11 protein-coding genes are annotated in these 15,769 nt (G+C 73.0%); 5 read left to right on the top strand and 6 right to left on the bottom strand.

Annotated features, from left to right (window positions below; genetic code table 11):
* Positions 1-214: 214 nt before the first annotated feature.
* The 4 genes from AQJ30_RS24775 to AQJ30_RS24790 form a co-directional block, all read right to left on the bottom strand.
* Positions 215-3,601, bottom strand: a complete 3,387-nt coding sequence (locus tag AQJ30_RS24775) for a CARDB domain-containing protein (RefSeq protein ID WP_067238635.1) — start codon at positions 3,599-3,601, stop codon at positions 215-217.
* 280 nt (positions 3,602-3,881) lie between these two features.
* Positions 3,882-4,892: a LacI family DNA-binding transcriptional regulator gene (locus tag AQJ30_RS24780; protein WP_067238137.1), complete on the bottom strand. Its 1,011-nt coding sequence runs from the start codon at positions 4,890-4,892 to the stop codon at positions 3,882-3,884.
* A 114-nt stretch (positions 4,893-5,006) separates the two neighbouring features.
* Positions 5,007-5,834: a class II glutamine amidotransferase gene (locus AQJ30_RS24785; RefSeq protein WP_067238140.1), complete on the bottom strand. Its 828-nt coding sequence runs from the start codon at positions 5,832-5,834 to the stop codon at positions 5,007-5,009.
* 94 nt (positions 5,835-5,928) lie between these two features.
* Positions 5,929-7,467, bottom strand: a complete 1,539-nt coding sequence (locus AQJ30_RS24790; protein WP_067238143.1) for a cryptochrome/photolyase family protein — start codon at positions 7,465-7,467, stop codon at positions 5,929-5,931.
* A gap of 159 nt (positions 7,468-7,626) precedes the next feature.
* Between AQJ30_RS24790 and AQJ30_RS24795 the strand changes: the two genes are divergently transcribed.
* Positions 7,627-8,649, top strand: a complete 1,023-nt coding sequence (locus tag AQJ30_RS24795; protein WP_067238146.1) for an LLM class flavin-dependent oxidoreductase — start codon at positions 7,627-7,629, stop codon at positions 8,647-8,649.
* Positions 8,650-8,740: 91 nt separating this feature from the next.
* Here AQJ30_RS24795 and AQJ30_RS24800 read toward each other — a convergent pair whose 3' ends face one another.
* Together AQJ30_RS24800 and AQJ30_RS24805 are read right to left on the bottom strand one after the other, a co-directional pair.
* Positions 8,741-10,309, bottom strand: a complete 1,569-nt coding sequence (locus AQJ30_RS24800) for an alpha-L-arabinofuranosidase B (protein ID WP_067238149.1) — start codon at positions 10,307-10,309, stop codon at positions 8,741-8,743.
* Between the two features lie 257 nt (positions 10,310-10,566).
* The gene (locus AQJ30_RS24805; RefSeq protein ID WP_067238152.1) at positions 10,567-12,654 is read right to left on the bottom strand and encodes an MMPL family transporter; all 2,088 of its coding nucleotides are present in this window, start codon (positions 12,652-12,654) and stop codon (positions 10,567-10,569) included.
* A gap of 121 nt (positions 12,655-12,775) precedes the next feature.
* On the opposite strand from AQJ30_RS24805, the gene AQJ30_RS24810 reads away from it, so the two are divergent.
* The 4 genes from AQJ30_RS24810 (at position 12,776) to AQJ30_RS24825 (ending at position 15,668) form a co-directional block, all read left to right on the top strand.
* Positions 12,776-13,354 (top strand): MarR family winged helix-turn-helix transcriptional regulator, encoded by a 579-nt coding sequence (locus AQJ30_RS24810; RefSeq protein ID WP_079084278.1) that lies wholly within the window; start codon positions 12,776-12,778, stop codon positions 13,352-13,354.
* Between the two features lie 71 nt (positions 13,355-13,425).
* A complete protein-coding gene (locus AQJ30_RS24815; protein WP_245727092.1) occupies positions 13,426-14,115 on the top strand; it encodes a GAF and ANTAR domain-containing protein in 690 nt (229 codons plus the stop codon).
* 213 nt (positions 14,116-14,328) lie between these two features.
* The gene (locus tag AQJ30_RS24820; protein ID WP_067238155.1) at positions 14,329-14,913 is read left to right on the top strand and encodes a sigma-70 family RNA polymerase sigma factor; all 585 of its coding nucleotides are present in this window, start codon (positions 14,329-14,331) and stop codon (positions 14,911-14,913) included.
* Entirely contained in the window at positions 14,910-15,668 is a 759-nt protein-coding gene (locus AQJ30_RS24825) for an anti-sigma factor (protein WP_067238157.1), read from the top strand. Before AQJ30_RS24820 ends, AQJ30_RS24825 begins: the two co-directional genes overlap by 4 nt.
* The last annotated feature ends 101 nt before the right edge of the window (positions 15,669-15,769 follow it).

Genomic DNA, 15,769 nt, shown 5'->3' on the forward strand with positions numbered 1-15,769 from the left:
TCGCCGGGGGCGACGGGGAGGCGCAGTGAGTTGGCGCAGTTAGTTTTTTGCGCTGGCGGCTCAGAGAGTTGCAGACGAACGTCCGAACGTCTACGGATCGGGCAGCACGTCCTGGACGGTCTCCACCCCTCCCCCGAGGGGCACCCGGAGGGCGTGGGGGCATGCCGGTGCGGCGGACCGCGCGGGGCGGACCGCCGTACCGGTGCCGCGGTCGTCAGCCTCGGTCGATGACGAACTGCGAGCCGGGCTCGACCACCACGTCCCCCTGGGCGGAGTTCGTGATGGTGACGCCGGTCAGCGTCGCGCTGCCGCGCGCACCGCCCATGGCGAGGATCCCGGAGCCGTTCAGGGACCTGTCGATGGTGACGCCCCGGATCTGCACGCCCGGGGTGGCGCCGCCGCCCGTCTTGAACTGGATGCCGTCGTACGTGGAGTCGTGGATGTCGGTGTCGCGGATCGTGACGCCCGGGATGTCCTGCCCCTGGGCGAACAGGGTGATGGCGCCGAACTCCTGCGCCTCGCCCCAGAAGGCGCCGCCCGTGCGGTACAGGCCGTTGTTCGCGATGAGCGTCTGACCGGAGAAGGGCAGCGGGTCGTGGTCGGTGGCCAGCATGATCCCCGGGTAGTTCATGGTGTCGGAGACCAGGTTGTTCTCGATCGTGTTGCCGTGACCGCCGTAGACGGCGATCCCGTTGGCCCGCCAGGGCAGCTGGACGGTGTTGTTGCGGAAGTGGTTGTCGTGGCCGACGTCGACGGCGGGGTCCTTCACGTACTTGTTCGCCCACACGGCGAGCGCGTCGTCGCCGGTGTTGCGGAACGAGGAGTTGTACACGGTGGAGTTGCGGGTGCCGTTGGTGAAGTTGACGCCGTCCGCGTAGGTGTCGCGGATGCGGACGCCGCTGAACTCGAGGCCGTCGCCGGGGCCCCACAGCTCGGGGATGTCGGAGTAGTCCCGGCCGACCCAGGCGCCGACGTTGGCGTGCTCGATCCACACGTTGGTGATCCGGGTGTTCCTGCCGAACCGGCCGTTCAGCGCGACCCCGCCCTCGGCTCCGCCGTCCCCGCCGCGGATGGTGCCGGACCCGAAGATCGCGATGTCGGAGATCCTGGTGTTGTCGTCGATGTCGAAGCCGAAGTTGCCCTCGTGCGGGTGGTTGATGCCGCCCGCGTCCTGGGGCGGGATGAGCGAGTACAGCTGGGAGTGCCACATGCCGGCGCCGCGGACGGTGACGTCCCGGATACCCACCTGGTTGTACTGGCCCCGGTCGAGCGGGTCGTCGGTGAGGATCTTCTTCTCCTGGCGCCACTGTCCGGCGGGGATCCAGACGCAGGGGACCTGCCCGTTCTGGTCCGCGGTGACCGCGCGCTGCAGGGCGTCGGAGTCGTCGATGCCGTCGTTGGGCACCGCGCCGTAGTCCGTGATGGAGGCGCACTCGGCGGGCTTGGCGGCCGGGGGTGCCACCTGCTCCAGGTCGACGAGGTCGACGACGTAGTACGCGGCGCCGTCCCCGGCGTCCCGCTGGAGGCGGAACCGGGTACCGGCCGGGTAGGTGTCGCTGAGCAGGGCGTGGGACTCGTCGAAGAGCCGCCGGGCGTCGCCGCCGGGCCGGTTGGTCAGTCCCTCGGGGTCGTCGGTGCTGCCGTAGAGCCAGCTGTGCTTGGAGGAAAGGGTCAGCTTGCGCACGAACGTCCCGTCCGCGTACAGGCTGAGGGTCGCCTCCTGTCCCCCGCCGCCCGGCGCGTCCGGGATCGAGTTGCGCACGACCACGGAGTTGGCGGGCGTGGTGGAGGTGAACTCCACGTACTGGCCGGTCGAGGTGAGCCGGACCGACCTGCGGCCGGAGGACTCGGTGGCGAAGTTCGTGTGCCCGAAGGTGCGCTTGGCGTCCGTGCTCAGCAGGGTGCCGTCGTAGCGGCCGTCCTCCGCCTCGTACTCCGTGTACGGCACAGCGGCGCCGCGTCCGACGACGAGGGAGCGGGCGAAGGTGTTGTTGTCCTCGTTCGTCTCCTCGACCACGTCGGTGGCGTCGGCCGTGGCGGCGAGCGTGACCCCGCCGTCGGTGGCCGTCCAGGTGCCGGGGACCGCGACGGCGACGGACGCGCCCGCCGCGACGGCGCCGGTGGTGCCGTCGAGCGTGGTGCCGCCGGCGGTGAGACGGGTGACGCTGCCCGCGGGCGCGGTGGTCGTGCCGCGGTTGTGGACGGTGACGGTGAAGGACACCGTGGCACCGGCGGCCGGGGCGGTGGGGTCGGTGGAGATGCCGGTGACGGTCAGGTCGGGGCCCGGGCTCCGGGCGACGACCAGCTTCGTCGCCGCGGTCCGGCTGTTGTTGGTGTCGTCCAGCTCGGGGACGGTGCCGCGCGGGTCCACCACCGCGGAGACGGTGTAGGTCCCGGTCGGCCGCTTGCCCACGGTCACCGGAACGGTCGCCGAGGCGCCGGCCGCGAGCGGGCCGACGGCGGCGGAACCGGCGACGGTGCCTTCGAGGCTGACGTCGACGGTGGTGGCGGGCGCGGGTGCGGTGCCGGCGTTGCGCACGGTGGCGTTCACCGTGACCGGGTCGGCCTCGGTGGGCGCGGCCGGGCTCCAGTCGAGGCCGGTGAGGGTGAGGTCCGGGTGGGGCGCCGCCGTACCGACCACCTGGAACTCGGCGACCTGCCCGCCGGGGGCGCCGGTGTTGGAGAAGAAGGTGAGGCGGACGTCGGCGTAGCGGCCGGTGACCGGGACGGTGACGGTGTTCTGCCCGGCGGACGGGCTGAAGGCGTAGTCGGCGCGGGCCTTGAGCTGGACGAAGTCGGTCGCCGACTCCTCCCGCCCGAGGACCTGGAAGGACTGGGTGCGCGGTCCCCAGGCCGGGTCGGGGTCGAGCTTGACCACGACCGCCTGGAGATCGGCGTTCGCGCCGAGCTTCACGGTCAGACCGGACGGGAATCCCGACGACTCCCAGTAGGTGCCGGTGGTGTCGTCGACGGCGTTGGCCGCGACGTAGGTCTGGGTGGTCGAGGTGGCCTCGACCGGCTTGCCGCGCGCCAGGTTCGAGCCGGTGGCCGGCGGTGGGTCGGTCGGGTCCTGCCCCTGCCCGTACACCTCCAGTTCGGACAACTGGGCGGCGTTCCAGCCGGTGTTGGCGCTCACCTGGACGCGGACGTAGCGGGCGGTGGCGGCTCCGGCGTCGATGCCGACCGTGTTGGCTTGCGCAGGAGTGAAGGCGCGGGCGGCGGAGGCGGCGAACGGGGTGAACGCGCTGCCGTCGGTGCTGCCCAGCACGGCGAGCGTCTGGGTGCGCGCCTCCCAGGCCGCGGGCAGCTTCAGCACCACCCGGTCGACGCGGACGGAACTGCCCAGGTCCACCTGCACCCAGGCGGGGTACGACCCGGCGGGGCCCTCCCAGTACGACTGCTGGGTCCCGTCGGTGACCTGGCCCGCCGGGTAGCCGTCGTGCGCGCCGCTCGCGCTCGCCCGCTTGCCCAGGGCCAGGTTCACCTCGGCGGTCGCGCCCGCGGGGGCGGCGTACGCGCCGGCGGGCAGCAGCGCGAGGGCGAGCAGTGCTGCGATCAGGGCGCCGACGGTCGTCCGTAGGCGCGCGTGTCTCCCTCTCATCATGGCCTCTCCGTGATCCGGCCGCGGTGCATGACCAGTGGTGGACTGCGACGCATGAATGAGGTTTTGAGTGAATTCGTCAAATATTTGCGCCGCTGACGAGACAGGTTTCTAGCAGATGAAGACTTTGTCAACGGCCGTCACAGCACGGGCCGTTGGGGGGCGCGGGTGCACACGGCCGCCGCGGGGCCCGGGACGGCGGCTGCCTGGAAACGCAGTCGGCGCCGGCACCCGGGAAAGGTTCCAGGTGCCGGCGCCGACCGGTGCGACGGGTGTGGGGTCAGCTCACGGGGGCCTGCGCGGTCGAGCCGCGGACCACCAGTTCCGGCTCGAACAGCAGCTCGCCGGGGTGGGCCTGGGTGCCCTGGATCTGTGCGCACAGCAGCTCCACCACGGCCCGCCCCATCGCCTCGATGGGCTGGCGGACGGTCGACAGGGGCGGCTCGGTGCAGCTCATGAAGGCGGAGTCGTCGAAGCCGACGACCGAGACGTCCCCCGGCACGGACAGTCCGCGGCGGCGCACCGCCCTGATGGCGCCCAGGGCCAGGGGGTCGCTCGCGCACACGATGCCGGTCACGCCGCGCTCCAGCAGGCGCGCGGCGGCCGCCTGTCCGCCTTCGAGCGAGAAGATCGAGCGGACCACGAAGTCGTCCGGCAGCGCGCCCCCGGCCGCCTGGACCACGGCCCGGGCGGCCTGCAGCTTGCGGCCCGAGGGCACGTGGTCGACGGGGCCGAGGACCAGGCCGATCCGCTCGTGGCCGAGGGAGGCCAGGTGGCGCCAGGCCTGCTCCACGGCGACCGCGTCGTCGCAGGAGACGCACGGGAAGTCCAGCCCCTCGATGGAGGCGTTGATCAGGACGACGGGGATGTTGCGCTCGGCGAGCTGCCGGTAGTGCTCGTGCGGCGCGTCGGCCTGCGCGAAGAGACCGCCGGCGAACACCACGCCGGAGACCTGCTGCTGCAGCAGGAGTTCGACGTAGTCGGCCTCGGAGACCCCGCCCTGGGTCTGCGTGCACAGCACCGGCGTCAGGCCCTGCTGCGCCAGGGCGCCCCCGATGACTTCGGCGAACGCCGGGAAGATGGGGTTCTGCAGCTCGGGCAGCACCAGGCCGACCAGCCGGGCGCGTTCGCCGCGCAGCTGCGTCGGCCGCTCGTAGCCGAGGACGTCCAGCGCCGTCAGCACGGCCTGCCGTGTCGCCTCGGAGACACCGGGCTTCCCGTTGAGGACACGGCTCACCGTGGCCTCGCTGACCCCCACCTTCTTGGCCACCTGAGCAAGTCGTCGCGTCATGCCTGCAAGGCTAGCGCAAGAAGCGCAAACAGTTTACGTGTCTGCCGCGACTCCTGGGTCGGTCGAACGCAAGCGCGTTGCAAGACGGACGGTGGTCACGCTCCCGCTGCTCCGTCACCGGGGCTGGAAGGCCTCGAAGACGTCCAGGCCCGGCTGGATGACGCCGTAGCTGCTCTCCGGGACCTCCTTCCAGGCGCCCGGCAGGTCGCCCAGCGGCTCGGACACCACCAGCCGGGTGTCCTCCGCGACCTGCTGGAGGAAGGAGACGTCCGGGTGCAGCGCCCGCAGGGCGTCCACCTCGGCGCTGACGAACAGGGACCGGGAGGCGCGTTCGCTGGAGTAGCGGAAGACCCACAGGCGTACGCCGTCGGCGACCGCGACGGTCATCTGGAGGGGGTTGCGGACGCCGTGCCGGCGGCCGGTCTCCTCCACGAGCCCGGCCATCCGGGCCACGGCCGTGGGCGGATCGTCGTCGAGCCCGAAGGTGAGGGCCAGGTAGAACATCAGCTCCGAGTCGGTGGACCCCTCGATCTCGGCGTAGAGGGCGGGGTCGACGGCCAGCGCCAGGTCGCGCCGGAGCAGGCCGTACTCGCTGATCGCGCCGTTGTGCATCCACAGCCAGCGGTCCTTGCGGAACGGGTGGCAGTTCGTCTGCTGCACCGCCGTTCCGGTGGTGGCCCTGATGTGGGCGAAGAACATGCCCGAGCGGACGTGGTGCGCCACGTCGTGGAGGTTGCGGTCGCTCCACGCCGGGCCGGTGTCGCGCAGGACGGCGGGCGTGTCCAGGTCGGGCACGTACCAGCCGATCCCGAAGCCATCGCCGTTGGTCGTCTCCACCCCGAGGCGCGAGTGCAGGCTCTGGTCGATCAGGCTGTGCTGGGTGTCGAACAGGACCCTGCTGAGGAAGATGGGCGTACCCGAGTAGGCGATCCAGCGGCACATGTCCGGGCCTCCTCCGTGGGGGGACGGACGGTGTCCGCCCGGGTCACTCCCAGGGTAAGGACGTCTGCCTCGGCCGCGCCTGCGGGAGCCGGGGTCACGGTGGCCGCTCGTCCCAGCGCCGGTCGGTCTCCAGCACCTCCTCCAGATCGCCGAGCCGGTCCAGGCCCTGCACCGCCCGGGAGGTGCGCCGGTTCCCGGCGAGCAGGGCGCGGTGGCGGTGGCTGAAGGCCCAGTACCCGGTGGTGAAGGGACAGGCCCGGTCGCCGACGCGGTCGCCCGGCCGGTAGGCGCAGCCCCCGCACAGGTCGCTCATGCGGTGGATGTACGCCCCGCCCGAGGTGTACGGCTTGGTCGTCATCAGGCCGCCGTCGGCGTACTGGGACATGCCGGTGACGTTGGGCAGCATGACCCAGTCGTAGCCGTCGACGAAGCAGCGGTGGAACCAGTCGGTGACCGCCCGCGGGTCCCAGCCGCGCTGGAGGGCGTGGCTGCCGAGCACCATCAGGCGCGGGATGTGGTGCGTCCAGCCGGTGTCGCGCACCTGGGCGAGGACGGTGGCGAGGCAGCGGGCGGTGACCGCGTCGGCGTCGAGTTCCAGGAACCACGGGGGCAGCGGGGCGTGGTGGCCGAGGGCGTTGCGCCGGCGGTAGTCGTCGCCGAAGTACCAGTAGAGCTGCCACACGTACTCGCGCCAGCCGGCGACCTGCCGGACGAACCCCTCGACGCTGTTCACCGGGGCGTTCCCGGCCCGCCAGGCCTCCTCGGCGGCGGTGACGACCTCCAGCGGGTCGAGCAGGCCGAGGTTGAGGGAGGACGACAGCAGGCTGTGGCTCATCACGGGGTCGGCGGCGAGCACGGCGTCCTCGTGCGGGCCGAACCCGGCGAGCCGGTGGTCGATGAAGCGCCGCAGGGCGGCGAGCGCCTCGCGCCGGGTGGCGGGGAAGAGCCGGGGCCCGTCGCGGCCGACGAACCGGACGCCGTGGTCGCGTTCGAGGCGGTCGAGGTCGGCGCGGACCTCCGCGTCGACGTCGTCCTCGCGCGGCCGGTAGGGGCGGGGCGCGCCGAGGGTGCGGGCGCCCTTCGGCGGGGGCTCGCGGTTGTCGTGGTCGTGGTTGAACCGGCCGCCGGCCGGGGCGCCGCCGTCCATGAGGAGGTCGTGGGCGCGGCGCACCCAGTGGTAGAAGTCCTCCTGCCGCAGTCGGCCGGTGTGCTCGTCCGCCCAGGCGCGGAAGGCGTCCTGCGGCATCAGGAACCCGCGGGCCGGCAGCACCCGCACCTGCTCCAGCGAGCGGACCAGGCGCAGCGCGGCCCAGGAGGTGGGGTGGCGCACGGTGACGGGGGCCCCGCCGACGGCCTCGCGCAGGCCCTCCCGGTAGGTCTCGGCGCGGACGTAGCGCACCCGGTCGCCCAGCTCGGCGGCCCGGTGCCGCATCGCGGACAGCACCAGGTGGGCCTTGGCCCGGTGGAAACGGCGCCGGCGCAGCACCGAGCGGGCCTCGATCATCACCACGGGGGTGCCGTGCGCGGGGCCGTCCTCGTCCGGGGTGAGGAAACGGGGACCGAGCTGGTCGCCGAACAGCCAGTGCGCGGCGGTGTCGTCCGCTCTGCCGGCACCGGTGAGGTCGTTCGCCACCGTGACCGTCCCCTCTCCTCGCGGCCGTCGGGCGCGGGTCCGCTCGCGCGTCCGTCCGTGTCCACCGTGCGCGGCGGCGCCCGGTCGCGCCGCGCGGGTCAGCCGGTCGGGTGACCCGCGCACCCGGAATGAACGGCGCGCACGGTGGTTGTAGCAAGCATGAAAAAGATCGGGTTCCTGTCCTTCGGGCACTGGACGCCCTCTCCGCACTCGCAGACCCGCTCCGCGGCGGACTCGCTGCTCCAGGCGATCGACCTGGCGGTGGCGGCGGAGGAGCTGGGGGCCGACGGCGCCTACTTCCGGGTCCACCACTTCGCGCGGCAGCACGCCTCCCCGTTCCCCCTGCTCGCGGCGATCGGTGCCCGCACCGAGCGCATCGAGATCGGCACGGGGGTGATCGACATGCGCTACGAGAACCCCCTGTACATGGCCGAGGACGCGGGGGCCGCGGACCTGATCTCCGGCGGCCGCCTGCAGCTGGGCATCAGCCGGGGCTCCCCCGAGCAGGCGCTCGACGGCTGGCGGCACTTCGGCCACCGGCCGCCGGAGGGCGGCACCGACGCCGACCTGGCCCGGGCGCACGCCGAGCGGCTGCTGGAGGTGCTGAAGGGCGAGGGGATCGCGGAGCCGCACCCGAGCCCCATGTTCGCCAACCCGCCGGGGCCACTGCGCCTGGAGCCGTACTCCGAGGGCCTGCGGGAGCGGATCTGGTGGGGGTCCAGCTCCAACGCGACCGCGGTGTGGGCGGCCGGGCTGGGGATGAACCTGCAGAGCTCGACGCTCAAGGACGACGAGAGCGGCGAGCCGCTGCACGTCCAGCAGCGCAAGCAGATCGAGGCGTACCGGGAGGCCTGGCGGGCCGCGGGCCACGCCCGTGAGCCGCGCGTGTCGGTCAGCCGCAGCATCTTCGCCCTCGTCGACGACCGGGACCGCGCCTACTTCGGGCGGGAGCGGAACTCCGAGGACCAGATCGGCTACATCGACCCGACCACCCGCGCCGTCTTCGGCCGGTCCTACGCCGCCGAGCCCGACGTGCTCGTCGAGCAGCTGGCCCGGGACGAGGCGATCGCCGCAGCCGACACCCTGTTGCTCACCGTGCCGAACCAGCTGGGCGTCGAGTACAACGCGCACGTGATCGGCAGCATCCTGACGCACGTGGCGCCGGGACTCGGCTGGCGCTGACCGGCGACGGCCGTGCCGCACGGGAGGTGCGGCACGGCCGTCTTCACGTCCAAGGCTGAACCGTCTGGGCCGATGGGTCAGGACCGACGGGTCAGGCCAGGGGGGAGGTCACGACCCAGCTCGTGTCGTCGGCCCAGGCGGTGGCGCTGTCCCAGGCGTGGGTGCCGCCGTCGGAGGCCACGTAGGCGGCGTAGGTGTAGTGGCGGACGAAGTCGGCGGGGTAGTTGGCCGACCCCAGCGAGACGCCCTGGCCGTTGTGGGCGGCCTGCGGGCAGAAGGTGGCGTCCAGCCGGGCGAGCGTGGTGTCCACGGTGTCGACCCGCAGCCGGAAGTCGTAGTGGCGCAGGTACTGGCCCGGCTTGTCGGCGGACTCGAACGACACGCAGGAGGCGTCGCCCAGGCCCGCGCGCACGGTCCAGGTGGCGGCGGCCCGGTCGGCGGCCGGGCTGGACGAGGACGTCGCCGCGATGACGGCGTTGCTGTCGGCGGTGTTGTGCCGCAGGTAGTCGGCAGTGCAGCAGGAGGTGGTGGCCCGCAGGGAGACGCGGGAGCCGACGGTGGGCGCGCCCGCCACGGCGGACGGGGCGTAGCCGGCCGCGTTGATGTTGGACTGGACCGCGTTCTCGGTGGCGTCGGAGGGGAAGCCCGACGTCAGGACGCCCTCGTAGAAGGTGCCGGCCGATCCGTTGCTGTTGTCGCCGCCGATGCCGAGGATGATCGCCCCTTCCTTCTTCATCGGGTTGTAGCCGGTGGCGTTGGGGCGCGGCCCGTCGTAGGCGGTGGCGAGGCCTCCCGACTGGGCGTTGCCCGAGCGGATGGCCCAGTGGTTCGGGCCGCCCTTGACGGCGGCGGTCAGGAAGCGGTGGCCGACGCTGGGGTTGCCCGCGTTGTAGCCGCGGTTGACGCCGGAGAAGAGGCCGTTCTCGAGGTCGGCCATGACCCAGGGACCGTTGCCCGAGCCGTAGCCCCAGGTCCTGCTGTTGCCGAAGTAGATGGTCTCCATGGTGCCGTTGCCGTTGTCGCGGCTGTTGGTCTCGGCGTTGCCGTAGTCGAAGCAGCAGCCGCCGTTGTAGTGGGTGCCGTCGAGGACGGCGTACATGCCCTCGGGCTGGTCGCCGGTCGCAATGCCGTTGGTGCTGTTGTCGCGGTAGCCGGTGCCGGGCGCGACGAAGACGCCGTACGCCTTGTGGCCGCCCACCGTGACGGGTGCGGCGGAGGCCTCGGCGAGGTTGTCGTAGCCTCCGGCGGCCGGGCCCTGGAAGCCTCCGGGCGGGGCCTGGGTGAGGTGGTTGCCGCGGCCGGACTGGTCGTAGAGGACGGTGATCAGACAGCTGGTGCCGGCGCAGAACACGTCCTGTGCGGCGGCGTCGGCGTAGCCGCCCGCGCTGAGCACGCCGATGTCCCGGGTGGCGCCGTCGGAGGCGCGTCTCACCTGGTACAGGCGGCCGTTGTAGGCGGAGTACAGGGCACGGGTGGTGCTGTGCGCGGCGACGCAGGGGGTGCCGCCCGCGGCGTACAGGTCGCAGGGCTGCGAGCCGGCGGCCGCGGCTCTGGTGCTCGCGGAGGTCTGGGCGGCGAACACGGCACTGACCAGGGCCAGTGCGAGGGCGAGCAGGACGAGCGGCCTGTCCCGCCAGGTGCGGGACGTTGTCACCGACATGGGCGGTCTCCTGGGGATCGGGGGGATGGAGTCCGTTCTCCGCTTAGTCATGCGCATGACATACACGGCATCCACGGCCGGTTCGGTACGGTCGTGCGGTCGATATACCGAACACTGTTCGTGAATTCGTCCAGGACCCTAGGGACACCGTGACGGGCAGTCAATACACCGGTACGCAAAGCATGGTGCGGGGGTCGAGCGGGGGGTGCCCCGTCCCCGTCGCGGGACGGAACGGAGCGCCCCCGCTCGTGTCCGGCCTAGTCCTGCTCCTTCGCCTCCCGGGCCAGGCGGCTCGGCCACCAGACCGTGCGGTCGACGTCCCGGACGAGGGCCGGCACAAGGAGCGAGCGGACCACGATGGTGTCCAGCAGCACGCCGAAGGCCACGATGAAGGCGATCTGCGCGAGGAACGCGAGCGGGATGACGATGAGGGCCGCGAAGGTCGCCGCCAGGACGACGCCGGCCGAGGTGATCACCCCTCCGGTGGCGATCAGTCCGCGGAGCACGCCCTGCCGGGTGCCGTGGCGCAGCGTCTCCTCCCGGACCCGGGACATCAGGAAGATGTTGTAGTCGACGCCGAGGGCCACCAGGAAGACGAACCCGTACAGCGGGACGGAGGCGTCCGTGCCGGAGAAGCCGAAGCCGTGCGTGAAGACCAGGCTCGCGATCCCCAGCGTCGCCAGGTAGTTGAGGGCCACGGTCGCCACCAGCAGCACCGGCAGCAGCAGGGAACGCAGCAGCAGCACCAGGATGACCAGGATGATCGCGAGGACGACGGGGATGATGAGCGTGCGGTCGTGCGCCGCGGTGCGCTGGGTGTCGTACTGCTGGGCGGTGTAACCGCCGACCAGGGCACCGGCGTCGAGGGCGTCGAGCCGGTCCCGCAGCCGGCGCACGGCGTCCTTGGCCGCACCGCTGTCCGGCGCCGCCGTGAGGGTCGCGTCGAGGCGGACCCGGCCGTCGACCACCAGCGCTGCCCCACCGGGGGCGCCGGACGCGGTCACCGCGCGGACGTCCGCCACGCCCCGGGTGCCGGCGGCGGCCCGTTCCACCTGCGCCCGCTTCGACGCGTCGGCGATGATGACGGCCGGCTGGCCGGAGCCGCCGGGGAAGTGCCGGCCGAGGGCCTGCTGCGCGGCGACGGAGGGGGCGTCGTTGATGAACAGCTCGTCCAGGGGCACGCCCTTGGACTCCAGGGTGGGGAAGAAGGCGGCCGCGCCCACCAGCAGGGCCGTCGTGCCCAGCCACAGCCGCCGGGGGTTCGTGTCGACCCGGTGCGCGACCCGTCGCCAGATGCCGTGGCCGCCGGTTGCCGCGTCGGCCGACCGCGGCTTGGCCGGCCAGAAAGCGGCCCGGCCCACCAGGGCGAGCACGGCGGGCAGGAACGTCAGCGTGGTGAGCACCGCGCACACGATCCCGATGGCGCCGACCGGGCCCAGCGCGCGGTTGTTGGTCAGGTCGCTGATCAGCAGGGCCAGCAGGCCCAGGGCGACGGTCGCGGCGCTGGCGGTGATCGCGCCGAGGGACCCGCGCAGGGCGGCGAGGGCGGCGGCCGCCTTGTCGTCCCGGTGCGCCAGTTCCTCGCGGAAGCGCGCCGTCAGCAGCAACGCGTAGTCGGTGGCCGCGCCGATGACCAGGATGGACAGGATGCCCTGGACCTGCCCGTCGACGCGTACGACGTCGTGGTCGGCGAGGACGTAGACGAGGGCGCAGGCCACGCCGAGCGCGAAGACGGCGCTGACGATGATCAGGAACGGCAGCAGCACGCTCCGGTAGACCGCCACCAGGATGACCAGCACGGCGGCCAGCGCCACGCCGAGGAGGATGCCGTCGATGCCGGCGAAGGCGTCGCCGAGGTCGCCCTGAGTGGCCGCGGGCCCGGCGATCTGCACCCGGGCGCCGGGGACCTGGCCCGCGGTCGCCCGGACCTGGTCGAGCACCTCGGGCAGCCGCTCCCCCAGGGTGGGGCTGAGCGGGACGACGCCCTGCAGCGCCTGGCCGTCCTGTGAGCGCAGCGCGGGCGAGGGCCTGCCCGCGACGCCGTCGGCGTCGGCCAGGGAGGCCAGCCGCCGGGTGGCGTCGGCCTGCTGGGCGGCGTCGACCTCCCCGCCGTCCCGCGCGGTCCACAGGACGACCGCGGGCAGCGTCTCCTGCTGGTGGAACGCCTTCTGCTCCTCGATGACCCGGGTGGACTGGGCGTTGCGCGGCAGGAACGCCGCCTGGTCGTTGGTGGCGACCTCGCCGAGCTTGCCCGCGTAGGAGCCGAAGGCTCCGCCCAGGCCGAGCCACACGAGGGCGAGGACGAGGGGGACCAGCCGGCGGACCGGTCGGCGCAGGGCGTTCATGCACTTCCCAACAGGCGTGAGGGAGACGTCGACGGAAGGGTGCCTCCGACGAGGCGACTCAAACGTGAAGTATCTCAGTGGAAAAGTATCTCAACCATTGAGTGATCGTATCCTGGGGGGTATGGAACGCAGCAGCCGGGACGGCCGTCCCGCCACCGCCGACGAGAGCGCCACCGACGAGAGCAGCGCTTCCGTAGGCGCTTCCGTAGGTGCCTCCGCAAGCGCTCCCGAAGGCGCTCCCGACCTGCAGACCTACGCCGTCCTGCTGCGCACCCTGAACAGCGAGTTCAACCGGCACGCCCACGCGTTCGCGCAGCGCCACGACCTGCACGCCACCGACGTCCACGCGCTGGCTGCCATCCTCGACTCCACCGCCCTGGAGGGCCGTCCGATGACCCCGTCGCGGCTGGCCGAACGCCTGAACCTCACCTCCGGCGCGGTGACCGCCTGCCTGGACCGGCTGGAGCGGGCCGGGCACATCAGCCGGACCCGGGACAGCGCCGACCGCCGGGTCGTGCACCTGGTGTACAACCCCGGTGCGCGCGCGCTCGCCCGTCAGTACTTCAGCCCGCTGGCCCGCAGCACGGAGGCCGCGATGCAGCGGTTCACGCCCGCGCAGCTGGCCACGGTCGCCGACTTCCTGCACACCTTGAACCAGGAGCTGACGGCGGAGGCCGCACCCGGTCGCACGGCGGGATGAGCGGTCATGGACGGAGCGGGTAGATGTGCCCGGAGAGGACCGACGGGTCCTGAGGAGGCGCGGGAGGCGCAGTGGACTGGCGGGGATTCGCCGAGCAGATGGCGACGATGGCGCGTGATCTCCTGGCACAGGACTCGGTCGACGCCACACTGGAGCGCATCACCCGGTCCGCGACCGAGCTGGTGGAGGGGTGTGACGCGGCCGGCGTGCTGATCCTGCACGGGGCGACCGTGGAGACCCTCGCACCCACCGACCAGCTGGTCGTCGACAGCGACCGGCTCCAGGAGCGCCTGCGGGAGGGCCCCTGCTTCGACGCGGCGCGCAGCCGCACCAAGAACGTGTTCCGCATCGCGGACCTCACCGCGCAGGAACAGCGCTGGCCGGCCTACGCTCCCCCGGCGCGTGCGCTGGGCGTGGGCAGCATGATGGGCTTCCTGCTGTACACCGAGGACGAGGAGCTCGGGGCGATGAACCTCTACGCCCGCCGGGCGGGCGCGTTCACCCGGGACAGCGAGACGGCGGGGTGGCTGCTGGCCTCGCACGCGGCCGTGGCCCTGTCGTCCGCCCGTACCCACGCGCAGCTGGGCGAGGCCATCGCCACCCGGCACACCATCGGCGAGGCGATGGGCATCCTCATGGGCGGTCACCGGCTCTCCGAGAGCCAGGCGTTCGACGTGCTGCGGCGCTACTCCCAGGAGCGGAACGTCAAGCTGCGCGAAGTGGCCCGGCAGGTCTGCGAACAGGGCGGCCTGGAGCCCTGACCGGGCCGACGGCGGCATCTCGCCGTACGCCCTCCCGGGCTCCCGCCCCACACCGTTGTGCCCTCCCGGGCTCCCGCCTGCATCCGCCAGGGGCCGGTCCGGCCAAGAGAACCGCGGGACGCCGGAGCGATCCGCGGAACGCGGGACCAATCCGCCGGCCGTCCGGCTCCGGATTCCACCGGACCATCGCGCAACCCCCACGGGAGGAGCCTCGTGAAAGAGCCGGTCTTCATCGGCAGGAAACCCGTCGCCGAGCCGGACCTGGAAGAACTGGTCGGCCGGGTGGCCCTCGGCGACCAGGAGGCGTTCGCGGCGGTGTACGACGTGGCCGCGGGCCCCGTCCTCGGCGTGGTGCGCAGCGTGCTGCGGGACCGGGCGCAGTCGGAGGAAGTGATGCAGGAGGTCCTGGTGGAGGTGTGGCGCACGGCGCCCCGCTACCGGTCGGACCGGGGTACGGCGATCAACTGGATCCTCACCCTCGCCCACCGGCGCGCGGTGGACCGGGTGCGGTCCGTGGAGGCCTCGGCGGTACGGGAGCACAGGGCGGCCCTGCTCGATCAGCTGCCGGAGTACGACGAGGTGACCGAGCAGGTGCAGACCCGTCTGGAGCGGGAGCAGGTGCGCCGCTGCCTGCGGACGCTGACGGAGTTGCAGCACCAGGCCGTGACGCTGGCCTACTACCGCGGGCTGACCTACCGCCAGGTCGCCGAGGCGCTGGGCCTGCCGCTGGGCACCGTGAAGACCCGCCTGCGCGACGGACTGATCCGGCTGCGCGACTGCCTGGGGGTGACCGCATGACCACGCGCGACGACCTGCACGCGCTGACCGGCGCGTACGCGCTGCACGCGCTCGACGAGGACGAGCGGACCGCTTTCCGGCGGCACCTCGACCACTGCGACTCCTGCGCGCAGGAGGTCGCCGGGTTCTCCGCCACGGCCGCCCGGCTCGGCCTGGCCGCGGTCGACACACCCCGCGCCGTCCTGCGCGAACAGGTGCTGCGCCGCGTCACGACCGTGCGGCAGGAGCCCCCCGGCGGGGCGGCGGCCGTACCCGCCCGGTGGCGGGGCACCCCGCGCAGGCGGCGCGCCGCGCGGTGGGCGCTCGCGGCCTGCCTCGCGGGCGCCGTGGGCCTGGGCGGGGTGGCCGTGTGGCAGCACGACCGGGCCGAAGCGGCGCACGTCGCGGCCCGGCGGGCCGAACAGCGGGTGGACGACATCAGCGCCGTCCTGTCCGCGCCGGACGCCCGTACGGCCAGGACCCGGTTCGACTCGGGCGCCGACGGCACGCTCGTCGTCTCGCGCCGTCTGGACCGGGCGGTGTTCGTCGCCACCGGGATGGACCGGCCGCCCGGTGGCAAGGTGTACCAGCTCTGGCTGAACGACCACGGCACCATGCGTCCCGCCGGCCTGATGGACCCCGAGCGCGAGAGCGAGGCGGTGCTGCTGCGCGGTGACGTGGTGGCGGCGTCGGGCCTGGGCATCACGGTGGAACCGGCCGGCGGATCGGACCGTCCGACGTCCGCGCCCATCGCGCTGGTGGCCTTCCCCGCGTGAGCGTGAGCGGGGGCGAGCGGTGGCGGGCGGGCGCGGTCCGGGTGCCGGTGCTTACGGGAGTGGTTGGGCGGGCCGCCCGCGGGAGACCGGGGGCGGCTGTC

Source organism: Streptomyces longwoodensis, from assembly GCF_001514125.1.
Classification (GTDB): Bacteria; Actinomycetota; Actinomycetes; order Streptomycetales; family Streptomycetaceae; genus Streptomyces; species Streptomyces longwoodensis.

Bases quoted from the DNA above. Each gene is read 5' to 3' on its own strand.
- AQJ30_RS24785 (WP_067238140.1), bottom strand. From the start codon at position 5,834: ATGTGCCGCTGGATCGCCTACTCGGGTACGCCCATCTTCCTCAGCAGG.
- AQJ30_RS24780 (WP_067238137.1), bottom strand. From the start codon at position 4,892: ATGACGCGACGACTTGCTCAGGTGGCCAAGAAGGTGGGGGTCAGCGAG.
- AQJ30_RS24825 (WP_067238157.1), top strand. From the start codon at position 14,910: ATGACCACGCGCGACGACCTGCACGCGCTGACCGGCGCGTACGCGCTG.
- AQJ30_RS24775 (WP_067238635.1), bottom strand. From the start codon at position 3,601: ATGAGAGGGAGACACGCGCGCCTACGGACGACCGTCGGCGCCCTGATC.
- AQJ30_RS24810 (WP_079084278.1), top strand. From the start codon at position 12,776: ATGGAACGCAGCAGCCGGGACGGCCGTCCCGCCACCGCCGACGAGAGC.
- AQJ30_RS24800 (WP_067238149.1), bottom strand. From the start codon at position 10,309: ATGTCGGTGACAACGTCCCGCACCTGGCGGGACAGGCCGCTCGTCCTG.
- AQJ30_RS24805 (WP_067238152.1), bottom strand. From the start codon at position 12,654: ATGAACGCCCTGCGCCGACCGGTCCGCCGGCTGGTCCCCCTCGTCCTC.
- AQJ30_RS24795 (WP_067238146.1), top strand. From the start codon at position 7,627: ATGAAAAAGATCGGGTTCCTGTCCTTCGGGCACTGGACGCCCTCTCCG.